The sequence below is a fragment of the Nocardia sp. NPDC050435 genome (genome assembly GCF_040655395.1).
Lineage (GTDB): Bacteria > Actinomycetota > Actinomycetes > Mycobacteriales > Mycobacteriaceae > Nocardia.
This window is the reverse complement of the sequence record NZ_JBFAJW010000004.1, coordinates 388,061-411,798: the sequence shown is the minus strand read 5'-3', so window position 1 is coordinate 411,798 and position 23,738 is coordinate 388,061. Positions and strand designations below refer to the sequence as shown.

The 23,738-nt window shown below is 70.2% G+C and carries 24 protein-coding genes; 15 read left to right on the top strand and 9 right to left on the bottom strand.

What is annotated here, in order from left to right; translation table 11 throughout:
• Positions 1-2: 2 nt before the first annotated feature.
• Together AB0I43_RS14410 and AB0I43_RS14405 are read left to right on the top strand one after the other, a co-directional pair.
• Positions 3-1,034, top strand: coding sequence for a TNT domain-containing protein (locus tag AB0I43_RS14410; RefSeq protein ID WP_356973201.1), 1,032 nt, complete (start codon positions 3-5; stop codon positions 1,032-1,034).
• Positions 1,035-1,067: 33 nt separating this feature from the next.
• The gene (locus tag AB0I43_RS14405; RefSeq protein ID WP_356973200.1) at positions 1,068-1,445 is read left to right on the top strand and encodes a hypothetical protein; all 378 of its coding nucleotides are present in this window, start codon (positions 1,068-1,070) and stop codon (positions 1,443-1,445) included.
• Here AB0I43_RS14405 and cobM read toward each other — a convergent pair.
• Both cobM and AB0I43_RS14395 read right to left on the bottom strand, forming a co-directional pair.
• Positions 1,436-2,185, bottom strand: coding sequence for a precorrin-4 C(11)-methyltransferase (cobM, locus tag AB0I43_RS14400; protein WP_356973198.1), 750 nt, complete (start codon positions 2,183-2,185; stop codon positions 1,436-1,438). The genes AB0I43_RS14405 and cobM overlap by 10 nt on opposite strands.
• Positions 2,186-2,214: 29 nt before the next feature.
• Entirely contained in the window at positions 2,215-2,640 is a 426-nt protein-coding gene (locus AB0I43_RS14395; RefSeq protein ID WP_356973197.1) for a PPOX class F420-dependent oxidoreductase, read from the bottom strand.
• 59 nt (positions 2,641-2,699) lie between these two features.
• Between AB0I43_RS14395 and AB0I43_RS14390 the strand changes: the two genes are divergently transcribed.
• Positions 2,700-3,488, top strand: coding sequence for a DUF1460 domain-containing protein (locus AB0I43_RS14390; RefSeq protein WP_356973196.1), 789 nt, complete (start codon positions 2,700-2,702; stop codon positions 3,486-3,488).
• A 1-nt stretch (position 3,489) separates the two neighbouring features.
• Here AB0I43_RS14390 and AB0I43_RS14385 read toward each other — a convergent pair whose 3' ends face one another.
• Entirely contained in the window at positions 3,490-4,107 is a 618-nt protein-coding gene (locus tag AB0I43_RS14385) for a response regulator transcription factor (protein ID WP_357432135.1), read from the bottom strand.
• Positions 4,104-5,294, bottom strand: a complete 1,191-nt coding sequence (locus tag AB0I43_RS14380) for a sensor histidine kinase (RefSeq protein WP_357432133.1) — start codon at positions 5,292-5,294, stop codon at positions 4,104-4,106. Before AB0I43_RS14380 ends, AB0I43_RS14385 begins: the two co-directional genes overlap by 4 nt.
• 130 nt (positions 5,295-5,424) lie before the next feature.
• On the opposite strand from AB0I43_RS14380, the gene AB0I43_RS14375 reads away from it, so the two are divergent.
• Together AB0I43_RS14375 and AB0I43_RS14370 are read left to right on the top strand one after the other, a co-directional pair.
• Complete coding sequence (locus AB0I43_RS14375; RefSeq protein WP_357432131.1) at positions 5,425-6,483, top strand: ABC transporter permease; 1,059 nt, start codon at positions 5,425-5,427, stop codon at positions 6,481-6,483.
• A gap of 17 nt (positions 6,484-6,500) precedes the next feature.
• Positions 6,501-7,226: an ATP-binding cassette domain-containing protein gene (locus AB0I43_RS14370; protein WP_357432129.1), complete on the top strand. Its 726-nt coding sequence runs from the start codon at positions 6,501-6,503 to the stop codon at positions 7,224-7,226.
• A gap of 23 nt (positions 7,227-7,249) precedes the next feature.
• On the opposite strand, the gene AB0I43_RS14365 is transcribed toward AB0I43_RS14370, so the two are convergent.
• Both AB0I43_RS14365 and AB0I43_RS14360 read right to left on the bottom strand, forming a co-directional pair.
• Complete coding sequence (locus AB0I43_RS14365; protein WP_356973190.1) at positions 7,250-8,368, bottom strand: metallophosphoesterase; 1,119 nt, start codon at positions 8,366-8,368, stop codon at positions 7,250-7,252.
• Positions 8,365-9,336, bottom strand: coding sequence for a LysR family transcriptional regulator (locus AB0I43_RS14360; protein ID WP_356973189.1), 972 nt, complete (start codon positions 9,334-9,336; stop codon positions 8,365-8,367). The genes AB0I43_RS14365 and AB0I43_RS14360 overlap by 4 nt, the downstream gene beginning before the upstream one ends.
• A gap of 142 nt (positions 9,337-9,478) precedes the next feature.
• Here AB0I43_RS14360 and AB0I43_RS14355 point away from each other — a divergent pair, with 142 nt between their 5' ends.
• Both AB0I43_RS14355 and AB0I43_RS14350 read left to right on the top strand, forming a co-directional pair.
• On the top strand, positions 9,479-10,858 hold the full coding sequence (locus AB0I43_RS14355; protein ID WP_357432127.1) for an MFS transporter: 1,380 nt from the start codon (positions 9,479-9,481) through the stop codon (positions 10,856-10,858).
• Positions 10,855-11,601, top strand: a complete 747-nt coding sequence (locus AB0I43_RS14350; protein WP_356973472.1) for a 3-hydroxybutyrate dehydrogenase — start codon at positions 10,855-10,857, stop codon at positions 11,599-11,601. The genes AB0I43_RS14355 and AB0I43_RS14350 overlap by 4 nt, the downstream gene beginning before the upstream one ends.
• A 34-nt stretch (positions 11,602-11,635) precedes the next feature.
• On the opposite strand, the gene AB0I43_RS14345 is transcribed toward AB0I43_RS14350, so the two are convergent.
• Positions 11,636-12,229, bottom strand: coding sequence for a TetR/AcrR family transcriptional regulator (locus AB0I43_RS14345; protein ID WP_356973473.1), 594 nt, complete (start codon positions 12,227-12,229; stop codon positions 11,636-11,638).
• Positions 12,230-12,323: 94 nt separating this feature from the next.
• Between AB0I43_RS14345 and AB0I43_RS14340 the strand changes: the two genes are divergently transcribed.
• The 6 genes from AB0I43_RS14340 to AB0I43_RS14315 are packed head-to-tail and all read left to right on the top strand — an operon-like array spanning position 12,324 to position 20,367.
• Positions 12,324-13,907, top strand: a complete 1,584-nt coding sequence (locus AB0I43_RS14340; protein ID WP_356973474.1) for a carboxyl transferase domain-containing protein — start codon at positions 12,324-12,326, stop codon at positions 13,905-13,907.
• A gap of 5 nt (positions 13,908-13,912) precedes the next feature.
• Positions 13,913-15,931, top strand: a complete 2,019-nt coding sequence (locus AB0I43_RS14335; protein WP_356973475.1) for an acetyl/propionyl/methylcrotonyl-CoA carboxylase subunit alpha — start codon at positions 13,913-13,915, stop codon at positions 15,929-15,931.
• Positions 15,928-17,088, top strand: a complete 1,161-nt coding sequence (locus tag AB0I43_RS14330; protein ID WP_356973476.1) for an acyl-CoA dehydrogenase family protein — start codon at positions 15,928-15,930, stop codon at positions 17,086-17,088. Before AB0I43_RS14335 ends, AB0I43_RS14330 begins: the two co-directional genes overlap by 4 nt.
• Complete coding sequence (locus AB0I43_RS14325; RefSeq protein WP_356973477.1) at positions 17,085-17,555, top strand: MaoC family dehydratase; 471 nt, start codon at positions 17,085-17,087, stop codon at positions 17,553-17,555. Before AB0I43_RS14330 ends, AB0I43_RS14325 begins: the two co-directional genes overlap by 4 nt.
• Entirely contained in the window at positions 17,552-18,364 is an 813-nt protein-coding gene (locus tag AB0I43_RS14320) for a CoA ester lyase (RefSeq protein WP_357432125.1), read from the top strand. Before AB0I43_RS14325 ends, AB0I43_RS14320 begins: the two co-directional genes overlap by 4 nt.
• Before the next feature lie 20 nt (positions 18,365-18,384).
• Positions 18,385-20,367 (top strand): acetoacetate--CoA ligase, encoded by a 1,983-nt coding sequence (locus AB0I43_RS14315; protein ID WP_357432123.1) that lies wholly within the window; start codon positions 18,385-18,387, stop codon positions 20,365-20,367.
• On the opposite strand, the gene AB0I43_RS14310 is transcribed toward AB0I43_RS14315, so the two are convergent.
• Positions 20,364-20,726 carry a hypothetical protein gene (locus tag AB0I43_RS14310; protein ID WP_357432121.1) on the bottom strand — a complete coding sequence of 121 codons (363 nt, stop codon included), beginning with the start codon at positions 20,724-20,726 and terminating at the stop codon, positions 20,364-20,366. The genes AB0I43_RS14315 and AB0I43_RS14310 overlap by 4 nt on opposite strands.
• A gap of 113 nt (positions 20,727-20,839) precedes the next feature.
• Here AB0I43_RS14310 and AB0I43_RS14305 point away from each other — a divergent pair, with 113 nt between their 5' ends.
• Together AB0I43_RS14305 and AB0I43_RS14300 are read left to right on the top strand one after the other, a co-directional pair.
• Entirely contained in the window at positions 20,840-22,081 is a 1,242-nt protein-coding gene (locus AB0I43_RS14305) for a TetR family transcriptional regulator (RefSeq protein WP_357432119.1), read from the top strand.
• Between the two features lie 127 nt (positions 22,082-22,208).
• Entirely contained in the window at positions 22,209-23,441 is a 1,233-nt protein-coding gene (locus AB0I43_RS14300) for a TetR/AcrR family transcriptional regulator (RefSeq protein WP_356973482.1), read from the top strand.
• A gap of 67 nt (positions 23,442-23,508) precedes the next feature.
• Here AB0I43_RS14300 and AB0I43_RS14295 read toward each other — a convergent pair whose 3' ends face one another.
• Positions 23,509-23,727 carry an MbtH family protein gene (locus tag AB0I43_RS14295; protein WP_356973483.1) on the bottom strand — a complete coding sequence of 73 codons (219 nt, stop codon included), beginning with the start codon at positions 23,725-23,727 and terminating at the stop codon, positions 23,509-23,511.
• Between the last annotated feature and the right edge of the window lie 11 nt (positions 23,728-23,738).

The following is a 23,738-nucleotide window of genomic DNA, read 5'->3' as shown; positions in this document are numbered from 1 at the left end:
TCGTGAACTTCGCGGAGTTGGAGAAGATCGTTCGGGGGCTGGGAGCGCCGGAATCCGAGTTCGGTATCGGGCGACGACGGGATGACGCGTTCGTTGTCAATTACGAGGACGGGGAGTACCTCGTCTACTGGTACGAGCGTGGGAGCCGGATCAATCGGGCCGTGTACGAGAGCGAGGCTGCGGCTTGCTTCGGGTTTCTGGGGCTGATCGGCGGTATTCTGCGCGGTGAGCAGCCGTTGGATCCTGGGCGGGGGACGCCGGGTTCGATTGCGGGTGCGGGGTTTTCGGATGGCGTGGTGCAAGCGCTCGTCGATGGGGACGTCTATGGCGGACTGGGTGAGGATGCGTGGACACAGCGGTTCGTGGTTGCCGAGGACGGCGCGGCGGCGGTTGGTGAGCGACGGCTGATCTGGCCTGATCGCAACGTGCATCCCGATGGATTCGCTACCGCAGAAGGGCGCGCTCCCATTCGACTGGAACCTGGACGGATCGTCGACTCTTTCGGTCCGACGTTCGGCAAATTGCTCTACGCGACCGAGACTCCGGTATCCGCGCGCTCGCTGCCCATCGATTACCTGAGTTCCGGTTACCGGCGTTGGCGAGTGAAGACGCCGACTCCGGTGTGGGCGGGCCCGGTGGCACCGTGGTTCGGCCAACCCGGAGGCGGCGAGCAGTTCTTCGCGTTGATGCCGATCGTCGACCTGGTCGGCGCGGGTTTCCTGGAGGAGATCGAGGAATCGGTGGTGACCGCCACCCTGGGTCGCGGCGGCGGGATTTTCGACGAGAGCGTCAGTAGTCAACTGGCCACCTTCTCGCATGTCACCATCCCCGAAAAACTGGTGTCGGAAGGCGAACTCCGGGAACAGGCCTGGTGCCTGCTGCCCTCCGGCCCGAAGCGATACGAGGTCTTCTTCTACGAGCGCGGCTCGCGCACCGAGGATCTCGGCCGCGTCGGCGATCGCTATTCCGCGGTTCGGATGCTCGGTGGCCGACTGCTCTACACCGACATCCTTAATCGCAGCACCAGCGAGTAGCCTCGGCTGGCACAGTTCGATGGAGGGGAAACCATGTTGAATACCGTTGGGATCTACCGGGAGATGTACCGGAGCAAGGGGCATCTGCCGTCGTTGCGGGAGTCGCAGGCGACGCAGGCGCTGGGGGATCAGCAGGAGATCCTGCAGTACATGCGTTCCGCCACACCGGTTTTCGACGTGCTCGAGGACGTGGTGGATATCGTGAACAACAGCACCATGATCCCCAGCGGGCCGTCGCTGATCTCGGATGGGCAGTGGATCTGGCGGGTGGATTCGATCCACTATCTGAGCAGTTATCGGCTCGCGTTTCCCGAGGCCTTTGTGCAGCATGTGCGCGCGCAGAATTACCGGCCGCCGGTGAGTTTGCCCGCGACCGACGAGTTCGACGCCGAGGTGCTGTCCTACTTCTGACGGGCCCGCGCCGGGTCGTAGAGGTGGGATTCGGCGCAGGACAGGGTGGGGGTCAGGGCGCGGCCGACCAGGATGACGGCGGCTTGGCGGAGGTCGGCGGCTTCGGCCTGGTCGGCGATGTCGGTGAGGGTGCCGCGCAGGACGAGCTGGTCGGGTTGACTGGCGCGGTAGACGACGGCGGCGGGGCAGTCCGGGCCGTAGTCCGCGGCCAGCTCCGCCGCGAGGGGGCGGATTCGGGTGATCGCCAGGTGCAGGACCAGGGTCGCGCCGGTGTGGGCGAAGTTGGCCAAGGACTCAGTGGCGGGCATGGCGGTGGAGCGGGCCTGGGTGCGGGTCAGGACGACCGATTGGACCAGTTCGGGGACGGTCAGTTCGGTGCCGAGCAGGGCGGCCGCGGCGGCGTAGGCGGGGACGCCGGGAGTGACGTCCCAGTCGACGCCGTGCGCGTCGAGGCGGCGGGTCTGCTCGGTGAGGGCGGAGTAGAGCGACGGGTCGCCGGAGCACAGGCGGGCCACATCCTGGCCGGCGGCGTGGGCGCGGACCAGGTGGGCGGTGATCTGGTCGAGGTCCAGGTGCTGGGTGTCGATCAGTTCGGTGCCGGGTGCGCAGTGCGCGAGGACCTCGGGGTCGAGGTAGGTGCCGGCGTACAGGCACACCGGTGAGCTGCGCAGCAGGTCGACGGCGCGCACGGTCAGCAGGTCCGCGGCTCCGGGCCCGGCCCCGATGAAGTGCACGGTCATGCCCGGAGTCTATGCGGCGCGCGAACCGGTCAGGCGGTCGCGTCGAAGGAGGCGATGACCTTGGAGGGGTGCAGGCGGACGACGAGTTCGCCGGGGACGCCGTTGCGCTTGCCGAACTCCTCGGCGCGGTCGGCGCCCATGTAGCGGGCGGCGATCTCGGTGGCGGTGCGCAGCAGTTCGCCCGGGTCCTCGGAGAGGGTGACGGTGCCCTGGATCTGGACCGAGCCGTAGGGCGGCTCCTCCAGGTCGACGCAGACGGCGATGCGCGGGTCGCGGGCGAAGGCCCGGCCCTTGGCGGTGGTCTTGCCGGTGTTGAAGACCAGGGTGTCGTCTTCCAGGATGAACCAGACCGGGGTGACGATCGGGCGGCCGTCGGCGGCGGCGAACGCGACCTTGCCGGTGCGGGTGGCGTGGCTGAGGAACTCACGCACCTTCGGATCCGAGAGGGAGGCCATGCCCGTGAGATTACGGGCTACGGTGGTTGTCGGCCGTGCACCAACCAGAGGGAGGCGTTTTGCGCAGCATCGCCCGCGTCCTGCTCATCCTGACGACGCTGCTCGCGGTGCTGGCGCCCGCGGCGCATGCCGCGCCGGCGATCGATGACGCCACCTCCGCCGAGATCGACGAGCTGCTGGCCCTGCGCAACGCGCAGCCGCGCGCCAAAGGGGACATGATCGAGGCGCTCTCGCGCCGCTTCCTCGGCACGCCCTACGGGGCGAACATGCTCGTCGGCTCGGCGACCGAGCCCGAGCGCTTGATCGTGGATTTCCGCCGGGTGGATTGCTTCACCTACCTGGACTACGTGGAGGCGCTGAGCCGTTCGGCCACCCGCGACGAGTTCGTCGCGAATCTCGTCGACACCCGCTATGCCGGCGGCACGGTCGATTTCGGGCACCGCAAGCATTTCTTCACCGACTGGGCGGCCACGCCCCGGATCGCCGCCACCGACATCACCGGCGCGCTGAGCCCGGCGGCCGTCCCGATCACCAAGTATCTCAACGCGAAAGCCGATGGCGGACAGTATCTTCCGGGCCTGCCGGTGGTGGAACGGCCGATGACCTACATTCCCGCCGCCGCGGTGGACGGGGCGGTCGCCGATCAGCTCCGCACCGGCGATTATCTCGGCGCTTACACCGATCAGGCCGGACTGGACGTCACCCACGTCGGCATCTTCGTGCAGACCCCGAACGGCCCGGTGTTCCGCAACGCGTCGTCGCTGGCGGAGAACAACAAGGTCGTCGACACGCCGCTCTTCGAGTACGCCCGGACCGTGCCCGGCCTGATCGTGCTGCGCCCGCAGTAGGTCAGATCGCGCCCTGTTCGCGGGCGCGCGCCACGGCCGAGGTCCGGGAGCGGACCCCGAGTTTGGCGTAGATGTGCACCAGGTGCGATTTGACGGTGGTCTCGCTGAGGAACAGCTCCTTGGCGATCTCCCGGTTCGATTTCCCGTCGGCGACCAGGCGCAGCACCTCGATTTCGCGGGGGCTGAGCGTGGTGTCTGCACGCCGCACCCGCGTCATCAGTTTCGAGGCCACCGCCGGCGACAGCACGCTCTCGCCCGCCGCCGCGGCGCGGACCGCCGCGAGCAGTTCCGGCGGCGGGGTGTCCTTCAGGATGTAACCGCAGGCTCCGGCCTCGATGGCGCCGAGGATGTCGGCGTCGGTGTCGTAGTTGGTGACCACCAGTACATTCGGCGGCTGGGCCAGGGCGCGCAACTCGGTGGTCGCGTCGACGCCGGAGCGGCCGGGGCCGAAGCTGAGGTCCATCAGGACCAGGTCGACCGGGGTGGTGGCGCAGAAGGCGACCGCGGCCTCGGCGGAGGGCACGTCACCGAGGACGGTGATGTCGCCGCTGCCTTCCAGCAGGGCGCGCAGTCCGGCGCGCACGATGGCGTGGTCGTCGGCCAGCAGCAGGCGGATCATCCGCGCTCCCCCGTCGCGAGCAGACCACCCTGCGGCACAACGGCTTCGAGCGGGAAGGACACGGTCACGGCGGTGTGGCCGGGTTCGGATTCGACCGCGAACGTGCCGCCCTGCTGCTCCACCCGCGAGCGCATGGCCGCCAATCCGAAGGAGCCCGTGGGCGCGCGGTCCAGGACCACCGGATCGATGCCGACGCCGTTGTCGACGATGTCGAGCAGCACCTCGTCGTCGGAATAGGTGAGCGTGAGCCGCGTCCGGTCGGCGTGCGCGTGCCGCACGACATTGGCCACCGCGCCCTGGGCGATCCGCACCAGTGCCGCCTCGACCGGCATCGGCAGCCGCTCGGGTGTGCCCTCGACCACGAGCTGGGCCGTAACCCCTTCGGCACGTGCGCAAATGCGCTCCAGCGCCTGGGCGAGCGACTGCCCGTCCAAGGCCGCGGGCGCCAATTCGGCGATCAGTCTGCGGGTTTCGGCCAGATTCTCTGCGGCGGTCTCGCGTGCGAGCCGAATCTGTTGCAGCGCAGGGTGTTCCGGTGCGGCCTGCTCGGCGGCGTGCAGCAGCAACTGGATGCTGCTGAGCCCCTGGGCGACGGTGTCGTGGATCTCCTGCGCCAGCCGTTCCCGTTCGGCCAGCTTGCCCGCGTTGCGCTCCTGCTCGGCGAGCGTGGCGCGCGTGCTGAGCAATTCATCGATCAGGCGCTGGCGTTCGGCGGACTCCCGGAACAGCGCCTGATATCCCATGCCGATGCCGACGGCGACGGCCGCGCCGATGACCGGCCCGATCACCCCGCCGAGCGCCCAGCCGCGCTGGAACCCGAACCCGGCGACCGCCACCGCGGTCGCCGCGATCACGGCCACCAGGCTCCACGGTCGCGGCAGCAGATGCAGATAGAGGAAGAACAGGCCGAAGGCGAGATAGCCCGCGTCGGGCGCGAGCGGCACCAGGCACAGCCACAGCAGCGTGAGCAGGCCGAGCCAGGCCGGGATCCCGCCCGGCCGCCGGCCGACCCGGCCGCCCGCGAAGTAGGTGACCAGGAACGCCGCGACCAGCACCGGCATGGCGACCGGATGCTCGGACTCCGGCAGCAGCGCGCGCAGCGCGGTGACCGCCGCCAGGGCCGTCACCAGCACGTGCAGGCCCAGCCGCAGCGCGGTGAAGACGGGGGTGAGCGGCGACGAGTGCACTCTGTCAGCTTATGTGCGGCTACCGCGATGGCATCCACCGAAAGGTGTAAACGGCCGCCCACCCTTCGTTCGGGGCGGGATCGTTCCGGCGCGCGATGGTCCGGAGCCGGATCGGCGGGACGGTGGAGTCATGTTCGTCGCACTGAGAGATCTCCGGGCCGCCCGCGGCCGATTCGGCCTGATCGCGCTGGTCGTCACGCTGGTGGCGCTGCTGGTGAGCTTCCTGAGCGGACTCACCGCCGGGCTCGCGCACCAGAACGTCTCGGCCGTGCGGTCGCTGTCGGCCGAACGGCTGGTGTTCGCCGACACCGGCGCGGACCCGTCGTTCGACGCCTCCGCGCTGAGTCCGGATCAGGTGGCCGCCTGGCAGCGGGCGGCCGGGCCGGGCGGCTCGGTGCAGCCGGTCGGGATCAGCCGGGCCGAAGCCGGGCGGGCCGGGGCGCCGCCCGCACAGGTGGCGCTGTTCGGGGCGACGCCGAGCACGGTCGGCAATCGAGCGGCAACCGAGCCGGGCACCGTCGTGCTCAGCACCGGCGCGGCCGCGGACCTGCATGCCGCGGCCGGCGACACCGTCGGCGTGGGCGGGCGCGAGTTCACCGTCGCGGCGGTCGAGGGCGACGACTGGTACAGCCACACGCCCGTGGCCTGGCTGACGCCCGCCGACTGGCAGGCGGTGAGCCCGCGCGGCGGCGCGGCTACCGTGCTCGCCGTCTCCGGCGTCGCCGACCCGGACGCGGTGAACGCCGCGGCGCACACCAGCACGACCACCGTGCCCGGGGCGTTGTCCGCCCTCGCCTCCTACCAGGCCGAAAACGGTTCGCTCACCTTGATGACGGTGCTGCTGTTCGCGATCTCCGCCTTGGTGATCGGCGCGTTCTTCACCGTCTGGACCGTGCAGCGGATGCCCGACATCGCCACGTTGAAGGCGCTGGGCGCGACCACCGGTTCCCTGGTGCGCGACGCGCTGGGCCAGGCCGCGATCGTGCTCGTCGCCGGTGTCGCGGCGGGCCTGGGAATCACGGTGGCGGCGGCCGCCGCCATGGGCGACGCGCTGCCGTTCGTGCTGACCCCGGCGACCACCCTGCTACCGGCCGCCGCCCTCATCGTGCTCGGCCTGTTCGGCGCGGCGTTCGCGCTGCGCTTCCTGTTCACCACCGATCCGCTCACCGCGCTCGGCGCGGCACGCTAATCCCCTTGGAGCACACCATGACCGCCCTCACCGTCGAAGATCTCACCCTCACCTACCCCGATGGCTCCGACCGTCTCACCGCCCTGAACCGGGTGAACCTGACCGTCGCGGGCGGCGCGATCGCCGCCATCACCGGCCCTTCCGGATCCGGCAAGTCCAGTCTGCTGGCCACGGTGGCCACCCTCATCCGGCCGGACTCGGGCCGGGTGCTGCTCGAAACCGGTGATCGCACAGTGGATCTCGCTCAGCTCGGCCGGCGCACGGCCGCCGCGGTGCGGCGCGCTGAGATCGGCATCGTGTTCCAGCAGCCGAATCTGATTCCCGCGCTGACGGCCGTCGAACAGCTCGAGGTGATGTCGCGGCTCGGCCAGCACCGGTTCGTCCCGGCGCGTGTGCGCCGCGAAACCCGCTCCAAGGCAATGGATCTGCTGGCGGCCGTGGGCCTGGCCGACCAGCACGCCAAACGCCCCGCCCAGCTCTCGGGCGGTCAGCGCCAGCGCGTGGACATCGCCCGGGCCCTGATGAACGATCCGGCCCTGCTCGTCATCGACGAACCGACCAGCGCGCTGGACACCGAACGCGGTTCCGCCGTCATCGATCTCATCCTCGAGGTGGTGCGCGCCCACCGCGCCGCCACCCTGCTGGTCACCCACGACCGCAGCCATCTGCACCAGATGACCTCGGTTTACACCATGACCGACGGTGTGCTCACCCCGACCTCCGCGGCCGCCGTCGCCGCGTGAGAGCCGGTGGCCCGGCCCAACTGTTACGCGCTGCGCAGCACCAGGACCGTGATCTCGCTCGGTGCGAAGACCCGCAGTTGGGGGCCCCAGAAGCCGGTGCCGCGGCTGGTGTAGAGCTGGGTGTCGCCGTGCCGGGACAGGCCCGCGACCACCGGCTGTTCCAGCCGGACCAGGTAGTGGAAGGGCCAGATCTGGCCGCCGTGGGTGTGGCCCGAAATCTGTAGTGCCACACCGGCCGCCGCGGCCTCGCGCACCTGGCGCGGCTGGTGGGCGAGCAGTACCACGGGGGCAGCGGGCGCTCCCGCGAGCGCCGCCCGCAGGTCCGGGCCGTGGCCGGGCAGACCGACGCCGGTGGGGTCGTCGATTCCGGCGAGGACCAGGCGGTCGCCGCCGCGCTCGATCACCTCGTGCTGGTTGTGCATGGGCTGCCAGCCGAGGGCGGCCATGTGGTCGATCCAGCCCTGCGCGTCGCCGAAGTACTCGTGATTGCCGGTGATGTAGAACCGGCCCAGCGGGGCCTCGACCTTGCCGAGCGGATCCACCTGCGGATGCCGCTTCGCCACCGAACCGTCGGCGAGATCGCCCGCGTGGCAGGCGATGTCGGGCCGCAGCGAGTTCACCACCTCGACCACGCGCTCGGACCAGCGCAGCCGGTCCAGCGCGGCGAAGTGAGTATCGGTGACCACGACCAGGCGCAACCCGTCCAGCCCCGCGCCGAGGCCGCGGATCGGCACCTCCAGCGTGCGCACCCGCGGCACCCGCCGCGCTTCGGCGATGCCGTAGCCGACGAGCGCCGCACTCACCGCCAGCACGCCGACCGCCACGATCCGCGACCGGGCGGGATCTTCGACACCGCCCAGCGCCAGGCCGAACCCGGCGAGCGTGCCGAACACCGACCAGCTGAACAGCACCCACATCACGCCGAGCAGCGTGTCGCCGAGCACCGAGGCCGCGTCGGACTGCGCGGGACCGTGCCCCCGGAACATCGCGGCGGGCAGGCAGACGTAGCCGAGCGCGAACACCGCGGTGCCCGCCCAGAACACGGCGCCGGAGCTGGTCGCGCCGACCAGGGTCCACCACGGCAGCAGGAACAACAGAGCGGGAATCACCAGGAAAAGGGCGATGCGGGGCACGTACTTCACAGAAAATCCTCACGACCGGCCGACTGCGCCAGGGTATACCTCGCGGACGTACCGGCCGCCGCGCCCAGCAGCGCCGCCCGCTGCTCGCGGACCTGCGCGCACAGGGCGTCGACCACCGCCGACACCTCCGGCCGGCGCAGCGTCTCGGTCCTGGTCACCAGCCAGTAGGTGAGGCGGATCGAGACCTGCTCGCCCAGGACCCGGACCAGATCCGCGTGCCGGTCGGCCATGAAGCAGGGCAGCAGGCCCAGACCGGCCGCCGCGCGCGTGGCCTCGACGTGCACGAAGACATTGGTGGAGGTGATGGATTCGCGCATGCCGGTGGCGAAGCCCGCCGCCAGGTCCAGGTCGTCGACCTGGAGCATGGAGTCGATGAAGTAGACCAGTGGATAGCGCACGAGGTCGGCCGGCGTCTCGGGGACGCCGTGCTCGTCCAGGTAGGACCGGGCGCCGTAGAGGCCCAGGCAGTAGTCGCCGAGCCGAATCGCCTTGGCCCGCAACACCTGCGGCTCCCCCACCACCACCTCGATATCCAGCCCGGTGCGCTGCTGGGAGGCGCGCCGGGTCGCGGTGACGATCTCCACCGAGACGCCGGGGTGCTGCCGCTGCACGGCGGCGACGGCGGGCGCGGCGAGGTAGGCGCTGAACCCGTCGGTGGCCGAGATCCGCACGACGCCCGCCAGGACCCGCGCCCCCGTGCCGCCCGGCGCCAGGGATTTCACGGCCGACTCCACCGCCTCGGCCGCGACCAGCGCCTCGCGCCCCAGCTCGGTGAGTTCCCAGCCGCCGGTGACGCGGGTCAGCACCCGCCCGCCCAGCGTCTCCTCGAGCGCGGCGATGCGGCGGGAGATGGTGGTGTGGTTCAGCCCCAGTTCGTCGGCGGCGGAGACGAAGCGCCCGGAGCGGCCGACGGCCAGCAGAATCAGCAGGTCGTCCGCGCTGGGACGACGCGGCGAACCGGTACTCATATCTGCATCTTCGCAGACCGGGGCTGCACATCTGGACATTGCGACGAATCACATCTGCACGAATACTCATGCCCAGCTAGAAATTGTGGGGCCCATCACAGCGGAGACACCGGGGCATGGGCCGAGCGTGAGGAGTAGTTCGATGAGCGTGCGCAATCCCGTGCGGCCGGCCGACGACGATCCGGAAGCACCCTCCGGGCTCAGACGGGTGGTCGCCGCCTCGATGGCAGGCACGGTCGTCGAGTGGTACGAGTTCTTCCTCTACGGCACCGCGGCCACCCTGGTGTTCAGCAAGGTCTTCTTCGCCAAGGGCACCAGCGACCTGGACGCGATCCTGGCCGCGTTCATCACCTACGCCGTCGGCTTCGCCGCCCGCCCGCTGGGCGGCATCGTCTTCGGGCACTTCGGCGACAAATACGGCCGCAAGAAGCTGCTGCAGTTCAGCCTGGTGCTGGTCGGCGCGTCCACCTTCCTGATGGGCTGCCTGCCGACCTTCGGCCAAATCGGTTACTGGGCACCGGCACTGCTGGTGACGCTGCGCTTCATCCAGGGCTTCGCGGTCGGCGGCGAATGGGGTGGTGCGGTGCTGCTGGTCGCCGAGCACAGCCCGAACAATCGGCGCGGATTCTGGGCGAGCTGGCCGCAAGCCGGTGTGCCGGTGGGAAATCTGCTGGCCACGGTGGCACTGCTGGCGCTGACCTCGACGCTGTCCGACGCCGCATTCCTGAGCTGGGGCTGGCGCGTGGCGTTCTGGCTGTCGGCGGTCGTGGTGCTGGTCGGCTACTACATTCGCACCAAGGTCACCGACGCCCCGATCTTCGTGCAGGCCCAGCGTGAGGTCGAGCAGATCAAGGCCAACTCGTTCAGCGTGGTGGAGGTGCTCAAGCGGTACCCGCGCGGCGTGTTCACCGCGATGGGCCTGCGCTTCGGCGAGAACATCCTCTACTACCTGGTCGTCACCTTCACCATCACCTATCTGAAGGTGCACGTGGGCACCGACACCAAGGTGATCCTGTGGTGGCTGCTGGCCGCGCACGCCGTGCACTTCCTGGTCATCCCGATCGCGGGTCATCTCAGCGACCGCTTCGGCCGCCGCCCGGTCTATCTCGTCGGCGCGATCACCGCGGGCACCTGGGGCTTCTTCGCCTTCCCGATGATGGACAGCGGCCACAACGTGGTCATCATGTCCGCGATCATCATCGGCCTGGTGTTCCACGCCCTGATGTACGCCGCGCAGCCGGCCATCATGGCGGAGATGTTCCCGACCCGGATGCGGTATTCCGGTGTGTCCCTAGGATATCAGGTGACCTCGATCGTGGCGGGTTCGCTGGCGCCGATCATCGCGGTGCGCCTGCTCAACGAGTTCGACTCCGCGGTGCCGATCGCCTGGTACCTGGCAGGCGCCGCCGCCGTCACGGCCGTGGCGGTGCTGTTCGCCCGGGAGACTTCGGGATTGGATCTGGCCGAGGTCGACGAGGCGGATCGCGCGGCGATCGCCGAACCCGCCGCGGTGGCCAAATGACGGACCTCACCGGCAAATCCGCGCTGGTGACCGGCGGCGCGAGCGGGATCGGCGCGGCCTGCGCCCGACTGCTCGCGGCGCGCGGGGCCACCGTCACCATCGCCGACATCGACGAGACCGGCGCGAAGGAGCTGGCCCACGAGCTCGGCGGCAAGGCCTGGGCCCTGGATCTGCTCGACGTCGCGGCGCTGGAGGAGCTCCGGCTCGACGCCGACATCCTGGTGAACAACGCCGGGGTGCAACGGATCTCACCGCTCCAGGACTTTCCGCCCGAGCAGTTCCGGCACCTGATGACCCTCATGGTGGAGGCGCCGTTCCTGCTGATCCGCGCCGCGCTACCGCACATGTACCGCAACGGGTTCGGCCGGATCGTGAATATCTCCTCGGTGCACGGCCTGCGCGCCTCCGCCTTCAAGGCGGCCTACGTGACGGCCAAGCACGCACTGGAGGGACTGTCGAAAGTGACCGCGCTGGAGGGCGGCCCGCACGGGGTGACCAGCAACTGCGTCAATCCGGGCTATGTCCGCACGCCGCTGGTGGACAGGCAGATCGCCGATCAGGCTCGCACGCACGGCATTCCGGAGCGGGAGGTGATCGAGAAGATCATGCTCACCGAGAGCGCGATCAAGCGGCTGGTCGAGCCGGCGGAGGTCGCCGCGCTGGTCGGCTGGCTCGCCGGCGCCGACGCGGGCATGGTCACCGGCGCCTCCTACACCATGGACGGAGGCTGGAGCGCCCGATGAGCGTGGGCGGCCGCGTGAGGGGCGGCCGCGGCGTTCAGCCGAGGGCGGCGAGCACCATGTGCCGCAGGATGGGCCGGGCCCGGGTGGCGGTGGCGCGCGGGGCGCTGTGCGGCGTCGAGTTCATCAGGCCGAAGGCGGCGTGGGCCTGCACCCGCGCCGTCTCCTCGGCGAGCCCGGGGTGCAGTTCGCGCAGCACCCCGACCCAGACCTCGACGTATTGCCGCTGGGTGCGCCGCAGTTCGCGTCGGGAGGCGACGGGCACGTTCTCCAGGTCGCGGTCCTGGATGCGGATGAGTTCGGGCTCGCCGAGGGCGAAATCGAGATGGAAATCGACCAGGGCGGCCAGCGCGGCCTCGGCCGTGGCGGCCGCGGCGATCACGGCCTTCCCGCCGTCGAACAGCCGCTGGCTGACGCCGACCAGGAGTTCCACCAGCAGCGCCTCCTTGTTCGGGAAGTGCCGGTACACCGCCGGGCCACTGATCCCGACCGCCGCGCCCAGGTCGTCGAGGCGCACGCCGAGGAAACCGCGCTCGGCGATCAGCCGGGCTCCGGCTTCCAGCAACTGGCCGCGGCGCTGCGCCTTCAACTGCTCGCGCCGTGTGGGGACGACGGGTTCGACGCCGGGCACACGCACTCCTCTCGACCGTCCTGGACAACTCGGTTAATCAAGATTAACCTGAATTCCAGTTATCGGCGACTAACTGACCGACAGGATTTCCGTGATGGTGGTTACTCAACAGGCGGGCAGCCGCAGCGCCATGCAGGCGCTCACCGGCGATCTGCGCGAGCGGCTGGCCACGGCCGCGCTCGGCGGCCCGGCCAAGGCCCGCGAGCGGCATCTGGCCCGCGGCAAACTGCTGCCCCGGCAGCGGGTGGACCAGTTGCTCGATCCGGGCAGCCCGTTCCTCGAGCTGTCCCCGCTGGCGGCCACCGGCATGTACGACGACGAGTGCCCCGGCGCGGGCATCATCACCGGCATCGGGCGGGTCTCGGGCCGCGAGTGCGTGATCGTGGCCAACGACGCGACCGTCAAGGGCGGCACCTACTACCCGATGACGGTGAAGAAGCACCTGCGCGCCCAGGAGGTGGCGCTGCAGAACCACCTGCCCTGCCTCTACCTGGTCGATTCCGGCGGCGCGTTCCTGCCCCGCCAGGACGAGGTGTTCCCGGACCGCGAGCATTTCGGCCGCATCTTCTACAACCAGGCGACCATGAGCGCCGCCGGCATCCCGCAGATCGCGGCGGTGCTCGGCTCCTGCACCGCGGGCGGCGCGTACGTCCCGGCGATGAGCGACGAGGCGGTGATCGTGCGCGAGCAGGGCACGATCTTCCTCGGCGGCCCGCCGCTGGTGAAGGCCGCGACCGGTGAGGTCGTCACCGCGGAGGAACTCGGCGGCGGCGAACTGCATTCGCGCACCTCGGGTGTCACCGACCACCTGGCCGAGGACGATCAGGACGCGCTGCGCATCGTGCGTCGCATCGTGGCCACCCTCGGGCCGCGCCCGGCGAGCCCCTGGGAGGTGCTGCCGGCGACCCCGCCCGCCGCACCCGAATCCGAGCTCTACGATGTGGTGCCCACCGATCTGCGCACCCCCTACGACGTGCGCGAGGTGATCGCCCGCCTCACCGATGGCGCCGAGGGTTTCCACGAGTTCAAGGCCGAATACGGCAAGACCCTGGTCACCGGTTTCGCGCGCATCCACGGCCACCCGGTCGGGATCATCGCCAACAACGGCGTGCTGTTCAGCGAATCCGCCCAGAAGGGCGCGCATTTCATCGAACTGTGCGACAAGCGCAAGGTGCCGCTGCTGTTCCTGCAGAACATCACCGGCTTCATGGTCGGGCGCGACTACGAGGCGGGCGGCATCGCCAAGCACGGCGCCAAGATGGTGACGGCCGTGGCCTGCGCCCGGGTGCCGAAGCTGACCGTGGTGATCGGCGGATCCTACGGCGCGGGCAACTACTCGATGTGCGGGCGCGCGTATTCGCCGCGCTTCCTGTGGATGTGGCCGAACGCGCGCATCTCGGTGATGGGCGGTGAGCAGGCGGCCTCGGTGCTCTCGACCGTGCGCGGCGACCAGCTCGACGCGAACGGGCAGCCCTGGTCGGCGGCCGACGAGGAGGCGTTCAAGGCGCCGATCCGCGAGCAGTACGAGCACCAGGGCAACCCGTACTACTCCACCGCGCGCCTCTGGGACGACGGCGTGATCGACCCGGGCGATACCAGAACCGTGCTCGGGCTTGCCCTTTCGGTGTGCGCGCAGGCGCCGCTCGAACCCGTTTCCTACGGCGTCTTCAGGATGTGAGCGCGATGCTGAACAACTCCCAGCCCGTCGGTTTCGACACCGTGCTGGTCGCCAACCGCGGCGAGATCGCGGTGCGCGTCATCCGGACGTTGCGCGCCATGGGCCTGCGCTCGGTCGCGGTCTACAGCGACGCCGACGCCGACGCCCGGCACGTGCGGGAGGCCGACGTCGCGGTCCGGCTCGGCCCGGCGCCCGCCCGCGAAAGCTACCTGGACATCGACAAAGTCGTGGCGGCGGCGGTGCGCACCGGCGCGCAGGCGGTGCACCCCGGCTACGGCTTCCTTTCCGAGAACGCCGCTTTCGCCGCCGCGCTGGCCGCGGCGGGAATCGTGTTCCTCGGCCCGCCCGCCCGGGCGATCGAGATCATGGGCGACAAGATCGCGGCCAAGAACACCGTGGCCGCCTTCGACGTGCCCGTCGTGCCGGGCATCGCCCGGCCCGGCCTGACCGACGACGAACTCGTCGCGGCGGCAGTGGAAATCGGCTATCCGGTGCTGGTCAAGCCGTCGGCGGGCGGTGGTGGCAAGGGCATGCGGATGGTCGAGGATCCGGCGCTGTTGCCGGCCGCCCTGGTGAGCGCGCGCCGCGAGGCCGGCGCCGCGTTCGGCGACGACACATTGTTCCTGGAGCGGTTCGTCACCCGGCCGCGCCACATCGAGGTGCAGGTGCTGGCCGACCAGTTCGGCAATGTGCTGCATCTGGGCGAGCGCGAATGCAGCCTGCAGCGCCGCCACCAGAAGGTGATCGAGGAGGCGCCCTCGCCCCTGCTGGACGCCGCCACCCGCGCGAGAATCGGTGCGGCGGCGTGCAATACGGCCCGCAGCGTCGACTATGTCGGCGCGGGCACCGTCGAGTTCATCGTGTCCGCGGACCGGCCGGACGAGTTCTTCTTCATGGAGATGAATACCCGGCTACAGGTCGAGCATCCGGTGACCGAGCTGGTCACCGGCGTGGACCTGGTGGAATGCCAGGTGCGGGTGGCGGCCGGGCAGAAGATCGCAGTGGCCCAGGAGGACGTCCGGCTGACCGGGCACGCCATCGAGGCCCGGGTCTACGCCGAGGATCCGGGTCGCGGTTTCCTGCCGACCGGCGGCACGGTGCTCGGCCTGAGCGAGCCGGACGGGCAAGGGGTCCGGGTGGATTCGGGCCTGAGCCCCGGCACCGTGGTCGGCAGCGACTATGACCCCATGCTCTCGAAGGTGATCGCGCACGGCGCCGACCGGGCCGCCGCGATCGCGAAACTCGATCGAGCCCTGGGCGATACGGTGCTGCTCGGCGTCACGAGCAATATCGAGTTCCTCCGGTTCCTGCTGGCCGATCCGGACGTCCGGGCCGGCAAGCTCGACACCGGGCTGCTGGATCGGCGGGTCGGCGACTTCCAGCCCGCCGAACCCGGTGCGGATCTGTTCGTCGCCGCGGCGGCCTACCACTGGCTGCGCGAATGGCCTGCCGGCCCGGCCGACCCGTGGGAGCTGCCCACCGGCTGGCGCATCGGCTCCCCCGCGCCCACCGCGATCCGGCTCAGCGGCGGCGAGCGCACCGAGCACGTCTACCTCACCGGAACGCCCGCGGCCGCCACCGCGCGCCTCGACGGTGGCGAATCCCGCAAGCTCACCGCCGCCTACGCCGACGGCCGCCTGACGGTGACGCTGGACGGCCTGCGCCAGGACTACCGCGTCGCCGAAGACGAAGCCCAGCTGTGGGTTTCGGGACCGACCGGCGTCGCGGTGCTGCGCACGGTGCCCGAGGAGCGCGTCCGCCGCGGCGGCGACCAGGTCGGCGACGCCGAAATCCGCAGCCCCATGCCGGGTTCGGTGATCGCCGTGCTGGTCGAACCGGGCGCCGTCGTCGCGGCGGGGGCACCGATCGTGGTCGTCGAGGCCATGAAGATGGAGCACACCCTCACCGCGCCGACCGCCGGCGCCGTAGAAATTCTCGCCGCGGCGGGCACGCAGGTCCGCCTGGACCAGCCGCTGGCCCGTATCGCCGCCCAGACTCCCGCAGCAGAAGGACTTTCCGAATGACCGACTTCCTATCCACCGGCACGCTGCCCGAGGATTACCGCGATCTCGCCCTGACCGTCCGGGATTTCGCGAACTCCGTGGTCGCACCCGTGGCCGCCCAGCACGACGCCGCGCACACCTTCCCGTACGAGGTGGTGGCGGGTATGGCCGAGATGGGCCTGTTCGGCCTGCCGTTCCCGGAGGAGTTCGGCGGCATGGGCGGCGACTACTTCGCGCTCTGCCTGGCGCTCGAGGAACTCGGCAAGGTGGATCAGAGCGTCGCCATCACGCTGGAGGCCGGCGTCTCGCTGGGCGCGATGCCGATCTACCGCTTCGGCAACGACAAGCAGAAGCAGGAGTGGCTGCCGCAGTTGACCTCCGGGCGCGCGCTGGCCGCCTTCGGCCTCACCGAGCCCGGCGCGGGCAGCGACGCGGGCGGCACCCGCACCACCGCGATCGTGGACAGCGGCGACTGGGTGATCAACGGCAGCAAGCAGTTCATCACCAACTCCGGCACCGACATCACCCGGCTGGTGACGGTCACCGCGGTCACCGGCCAGGCCGAGGGCAAGAAGGAGATCTCCACCATCCTGGTGCCCACGGACACACCGGGCTTCGTCGCCGAGCCGGCCTACAACAAGGTCGGCTGGAATGCCTCCGACACCCATCCGCTCAGCTTCACCGATGTGCGCGTGCCCGAGGAGAACCTGCTCGGCGAGCGCGGCCGCGGCTACGCCAACTTCCTGCGCATCCTGGACGAGGGCCGCATCGCCATCGCCGCGCTCGCGGTCGGCGCGGCCCAGGGCTGTGTCGAGGAGAGCGTGCGCTACGCCAAGGAGCGCGAGGCCTTCGGCCGGTCCATCGGCCGCAACCAGGCCATCGCGTTCAAGATCGCCCGGATGGAGGCCCGCGCGCACGCCGCGCGCACCGCCTACTACGACGCCGCCGCGCTGATGCTGGCCGGCAAGCCGTTCAAGAAGCAGGCCGCCATCGCCAAGCTGGTGGCCAGCGAGGCCGCGATGGACAACGCCCGCGACGCCACCCAGATTTTCGGCGGCTACGGCTTCATGAACGAATACGCTGTGGCCAGGCACTACCGCGACAGCAAGATCCTGGAAATCGGCGAGGGCACAACGGAGGTGCAGCTGATGCTGATCGGGCGGGAGCTGGGCCTGTGAAAAAGGTCGTCCAGCGCGGACTGTGGTTCGAGGAGTTCGAGACCGACGTGGTCTACGAGCACCGGCCCGGACGCACCATCACCGAGGCCGACAACGTCCTGTTCACCACGCTGACCATGAACACCCAGGCGTTGCACCTGGACGCCGCGTTCGCCGACGCGCAGCCGCCGTTCAACCAGCGGCTGGTGAACTCGATGTTCACGCTGTCCACGCTGATCGGACTGTCGGTGGCGCAGCTGACCCAGGGCACGCTGGTGGCCAATCTCGGCTTCTCCGAGATCGCCTTCCCGAAGCCGCTGTTCCACGGCGACACCATGTACGCCGAGACGGTGGTCACCGATAAGCGCGAGTCGAAGTCGCGGCCCGGTGAGGGTGTCGTCACCCTGGTGCACACCGCACGCAATCAGCACGGCGTGGTCGTGGCCACCGCCACCCGCTCCACGCTGGTCCGGAAGCGGCCGGCATGAGCTGGGAGATGGCGGGCCCGGGCTGGTTGTTCTGCCCGGCCGATCGCCCGGAACGTTTCGAAAAGGCCGCCGCGGCAGCCGATGTGGTGATCCTCGATCTCGAAGACGGTGTGGCCGCGGCCGACAAGGCGGCCGCGCGCGAGGCGCTGCTGAGCACCCGGCTGGATCCGGAGAGCACCGTCGTGCGGATCAACCCGTACGGCACCGAGGCGCACACCCTGGATCTGCGTGTGCTCGCGCAAACCGGGTATCGACGGGTCATGCTCCCGAAATGCGAATCGGGCGAACAGATCCGGGCGCTCGCGCAGTGCGAGGTGATCGCGCTGATCGAATCGCCGCTGGGCGCGCTGACGGTCGCCGAGGCGATGCACGTGGACAACGCCATCGGCGTGATGTGGGGCGCGGAGGATCTGGTGGCCGGGCTCGGTGGCACCGCCAGCCGGTACGCCGACGGCGGCTACCGGGAGGTGGCGCGCCACGTCCGCTCCACGGCGCTGCTGGCGGCCAAAGCGTACGGCAAGTTCGCGCTGGATTCGGTCTACCTGAACATCCGGGATCTGGACGGGCTGCGGGCCGAGTCCGAGGACGCGGTGGCGGTGGGCTTCGACGCCAAGGTGGCGATCCATCCCAGCCAGGTGCCGGTGGTGCGGGCGGCCTACGCGCCGGGCGCCGCCGAAGTCGACTGGGCCCGGCGGGTACTCGCCGAGGTACCCCACCATCGCGGCGTCTTCGCGTTCGAGGGACGCATGGTCGACGCGCCGGTGCTGCGGCACGCCGAACAGGTGCTGCGGCGCGCGGAAACAAGCTAGTCAGCTAGGAAAGGATTGCGATGGAACCACAGCGCCCACCCACCCCGTCGGCCGAACCGCCCGCCACCCCCCAGTGGGTGCCCACCGAGCGCGACATCGCCGACGCCCGGATCACGGACTTCGCCGGGTTCGTGCGGGCCCGGACCGGGTTCCAGGCGCCGGACTACCGGGCGCTGTGGCAGTGGTCCGTCGACGATCTGCCCGGGTTCTGGCACGCGCTGTGGGACTACTTCGAGCTCGGCGAGATCGACGGCGAGGTGCTCGTCGCCCCGGACATGCCGGGCGCGCAGTGGTTTCCGGGTACCAAGCTGAACTACACCGATCAGATCGTGCGGCAGTTCCGCACCGACCGGCCCGCCATCGTCGCACTCACCGAGGACGCCGAGCCGCGCGAGGTGTCCTGGGTCGAATTGATCGATCACACCGCCGCTTTCGCGCGCAGCCTACGTGAACTCGGTGTGCGCCCGGGTGACCGGGTGGCGGGATACCTGCCGAACGTTCCGGAGGCGGTGATCGCCTTCCTGGCGACCGCCGCCCTGGGAGCGGTGTGGAGCGCCTGCGGGCAGGATTACTCCGCCAAGGCCGCCCTGGACCGGCTCGGCCAGCTGGAGCCGGTGGTGCTGATCACCGCCGACGGCTACCGATTCGGCGGCAAGGCGCACGACAAACGCGAGGACATCGCCGCGCTGCAAGCCGGATTGGGCTCGCTGCGCGCGACCATCGCCGTCTCCCGCCTGGGGCTCGAGGTGCCCGACGCCGTGCCGTGGGCCGACGCGGTCGCCGACACCGGTAACGACGCCGCCGTCATCGAGACCGAGGCGGTCGATTTCGATCACCCGCTGTGGATCGTGTTCTCCTCCGGCACCACCGGATTGCCGAAGGGCATCGTGCACAGCCACGGCGGCGTCGTGCTCGAACATCTCAAAGCCGTTGCGCTGCAATCCGATATCGGGCCGGAAGACACATTCTTCTGGTACACCAGCCCGAGCTGGATGATGTGGAACTTCCAGGTCGCCGGGCTGCTGGTGGGCGCCACCATCGTCACCTACGACGGCAGCCCGACCCATCCGGCCCCGGACGCGCTGTGGCGCATGGCCGCCGAGGTTCGCGCCACCGTGCTGGGCACCAGTCCCGGCTACGTACTCGCCTGCATCAAGGCGGGCGCGGTGCCGCGCGCCGAGCACGATCTGACGGCGCTGCGCACCGTCGGCATCACCGGCTCCGCGCTGCCGCCCGCCAGCGCGCTCTGGCTCGGCTCGAATATCGGTGACCACGTGCAGGTGTCGTCGATCAGCGGCGGCACCGACGTGGTGTCGGCGTTCATCGGCGGCGTCCGCACCGTGCCGGTGTGGCCGGGTGAGCTGTCCGCGCCGTTCCTGGGCGCCGCGCTGGACGCCTACGATCCCGACGGGAAACCGGTGCGCGGCGAGGTCGGCGAGCTGGTGATCACCCGGCCGATGCCCTCCATGCCGATCCGGTTCTGGAACGATCCGGACGGAAGTCGTTACCGCGACGCCTATTTCGACATGTTCCCCGGCGTCTGGCGGCACGGCGACTGGATCGAGATCACCGGCCACGGCAGCGTCGTGGTGCACGGGCGCTCCGACTCCACGCTGAACCGCCACGGCATCCGCATGGGCAGCGCCGACATCTACCAGGCCGTCGAGCGACTGCCCGAGATCACCGAGGCCCTGGTCATCGGCGCCGAGCAGCCCGACGGCGGATATTGGATGCCGCTGTTCGTCACCCTGACGGCGGGGACCGAACTCACCGAGGAGCTGAAGAGCCGGATCAACAGCACCATTCGCGCCGAAGTGTCCCCGCGGCACGTGCCCGACGACATTATCCTCGCCCCGGGCATCCCGCACACCCGCACCGGCAAGAAGCTCGAGGTCCCGATCAAGAAACTCTTTCAGGGCGCCGACCCGGCCCGCGTCGTCGAGCGCAGCGCCGTCGACAACCCGGATCTGCTGGACTGGTACGGCGGGCAGCGCCGCCCCTAACCCGCCTGCCGGACGCCTTCGTCGCAGGCGTCGAGCCAGGCCTGTTTGCCGGACGGGAAGCGGCCGCCGCCCTCGAGCCCCTCGATGAAGCCCTGCTCACAGAAGTTGGCGGGCAGCCGGGTGCCGGCCTCACGGACGGATTCGGCGAGGCGGCGGGCTTCGCGGACGGTGCGCGGGCGGTTCCAGACGTCGCCGTCGGGGTCGATCATGATGACCGCGGCCGGGTCGAGGGCGGCAGACGGCGCGACCGGGAGCGGAGCCTCGGAGGATGCGGGTGCGGCGGTCGCGATATCGCCACCGCAGGCGGTCAGGCTCAGGGCCGTGGCGGCCACCGCGGTGACGATGAAGAGCTTCTGCACATCAGGTCCTTAACGAATGAGCGAGACGCAATGTTAGCAAGGCGAACGTTGTCGAGCCGTGCTCGTCGACCTGGGCAAATCACCGCCGGGAGCAGGCCGATACCATGTGCGGCATGAGTGTCGACAATCGCCGTACGGCGCGCAAGGCGGTCAGCGGCGACCCGGCACCTCGCGAGATCCGGCGCCGGCCGAAGAATCGGCGCGCGCAGATCGCCGCGGCCTCGGCCGCCGCGTTCGGTTCGCTGGGTTATCACGGCGTGAGCATGGAGGACATCGCCTCCGGGCTCGGCATCAGCTCGGCCGCGCTGTACCGGCACTATCCGAGCAAGTACGCGCTGTTCCGCGAGGAACTACTGCGTGTCGGCAACGCCATGTCCGCCTCGGTGCGCCTGCCCGAGGACGCCGCGCAGGCCACGGCCGAGGAACGCCTGCGCCTGGTCGTCGACGCGCTCATCGGCTCGACCATCGAGAACCGGGCCAGCGTCACCCTGGTGCGCTGGGAGGGCCGCTATCTGGAGCCGCAGGATCAGCAGATCCTGGCCGGCCTGCAATCGGAGGTGCTCGACGCGCTCGGCGGCGAATTGGCCGCGCTGCGACCGGGTCTGGCCGAGGACGATCGCCGGGTCCTGCGCGTCGCGCTGCTCAGCACCATCACCAGCATCGCCGACCATCACGCAACCCTGCCCGCCAAACAGCTCGCGCGCCTGCTGAGTTCGGCCTGCGCGACGGTCGCCGCGACCGAGCTTCCGCCCGCCGAGGTCACCGAACCGCTGGTCGCCGCCGAGATCCCGGAGTCGTTCAAGCACGAACTGCTGCTGCGCAAGGCGGTGGAGCTGTTCCACGAGCGCGGCTACCCGAATGTCAGCGTGGAGGACATCGCCACCGCCGCGGGGCTTTCCGCCGCCTCGGCGGTGTACCGCTTCTATCGCGGCAAGTCCGATCTGCTCTCGGCGGCGTTCCGCCGCGCCGCCGAGCGCGTCTCCGGCGCGATCGGCCCCGCGGTGGCCGCGGCCGACGGCCCGGAGGCCGCACTGCGGGCGCTGATCGGCCACTACGTGACGGGCTCGTTCGCCGAGCGGGATCTGACCTTCGTCTACTACACCGAGTTCCAGCACGTCCCGCCGGAGGATCGCACCGTGCTGCGCAATATCCAGCGGCTCAGCGTCGAGGAGTGGGCGCGACTGCTGCGCGAGGTGCGGCCCGAGCTGGCGGCCGCCGAGGCGCGCTTCCTGATCCACGCGGCGTTCGCGCTCGTGGTGGATCTGGGGCGGGCGTTCGACGCGGAGCCCTTCGCCGGGCCCGCGCGGGTCTGCGCGCTGATGGAATCGGTGCTGTTCGGGCGGCCCGGAAACTAACTTCGCCCGACTGTCAATGTTAACCGGCATTCTTTGCAGACTTTTTGTTAGACTCCGTGCTGAAGGCCACGTTCACGCATTCTTGTAACGCTCGATTCCGAACGCACTCGTGCGATAGCATCGCGGGATGACTGCCGACAATCGCCGCGCCGCGCGCGAAGGTGAGGCGCCCCGGGTGCGCCGCAGACCCAGGGATCGGCGGGCCCAGATCGCGGCCGCGTCCGCGGAGGCCTTCGGGTCGCTCGGGTATCACGGCGTCAGCATGGAGGACATCGCCTCCCGCCTCGACATCACCTCCACCGCGCTCTACCGGCACTATCCCAGCAAATACGCGCTGTTCCGGGAGGAGGCGCTGCGGCTGAGCGCGCTCAGCGCCGAAGCCGTGCGGCTGCCGCCGGAACTCGCGGCGGCAGCGCCGGCCGAGCAACTCGGGCACATCGTGGACGCGCTGATCGCGAAGTCGATCAGCAACCGCCGCAGCGCGGCGCTGCTGCGCTGGCAGAGCCGGTACCTGGAGCCCGAGGACTACCGCGTCCTGATCGAGCACCTGGCCCGGACCTACGCCGTGCTCGGCGACCTGCTCGCCCGGACCCGCTCCGGACTGGACGGCGCCGACCGCGCGGTGCTGGCCACCGCCGCGCTCAGCGTGATCGGCAGCATCTCCGATCACCACGTCTCGGTGCCCGCTCGCTCGCTCACCAACCTGCTGCGCGCGGCCTGCGCAGCGGTCTTCGAGACGGACCTGCCGCCGCTGGCCGACCGGCCGGAACCCGGGGGCAGCACCGAGGTTCCGCTGACCTTCAAACACGAACTGCTGCTCAAGCGCGCAATCGAACTCTTCCACGAACGCGGCTATCCCAACGTCAGCGTCGAGGACATCGCCACCGCGGCGGGCCTGCCCGCCTCCTCCGCGGTGTACCGGTTCTATCGCGGCAAGGGCGACATCCTCGCGGCGGCGTTCCGCCGTGCGGCGGACCGGGTTTCGGCGGCGATCGGCCCGGCCATCGCCGCCTCCGACGGGCCGGAGCAGGCGCTCACCGCGCTGATCGAGCTCTATGTGACCGGCTCCTTCGAGGAGCGGGAACTGACCTTCGTCTACTACGCCGAGATCAGCAACGTCCCCGCCGAGGAGCGCACGATGCTGCGCAATATCCAGCGGCTCAACGTCGAGGAGTGGGCCAAGCTGGTGGTCGGCGTGCGGCCGGAGTTGACCACCGCCGAGGCCCGGGTGCTGGTGCACGCCGCGCTCGCGCTGGTCGTCGACCTCGGTCAATGGCTGGGCCCGGACAATCCGATCTCCAACCGCCCCCGCGTGATCCGGCTCATGCAGGTCATCCTGTTCGGGCGGCCTGCGGGCTGAACGCGACCGTGCCGGGGTGCGGGGCGCGCCGGTTGGCAAGGGGATGTGGGCCGGCGCGCCCCGCCATTCAGGTGGTCTCGGAGCGCATGGCGGCGATCAGCGAATTCGGGCGCATGTCGAGCCAGTGCGATTCGACGTAGTCCAGGCAGGCGGTGCGGGTGGTCGCGCCGTGCGCGACGCGCCATCCGGTGGGAACCGCCGCGAAGACGGGCCACAGCGAGTGCTCGCCCTCGTCGTTGATCAGGACGTAGAACTGGGCGTGCGGGTCGTCGAACGGGTTGGTCATGGCGATTGCCT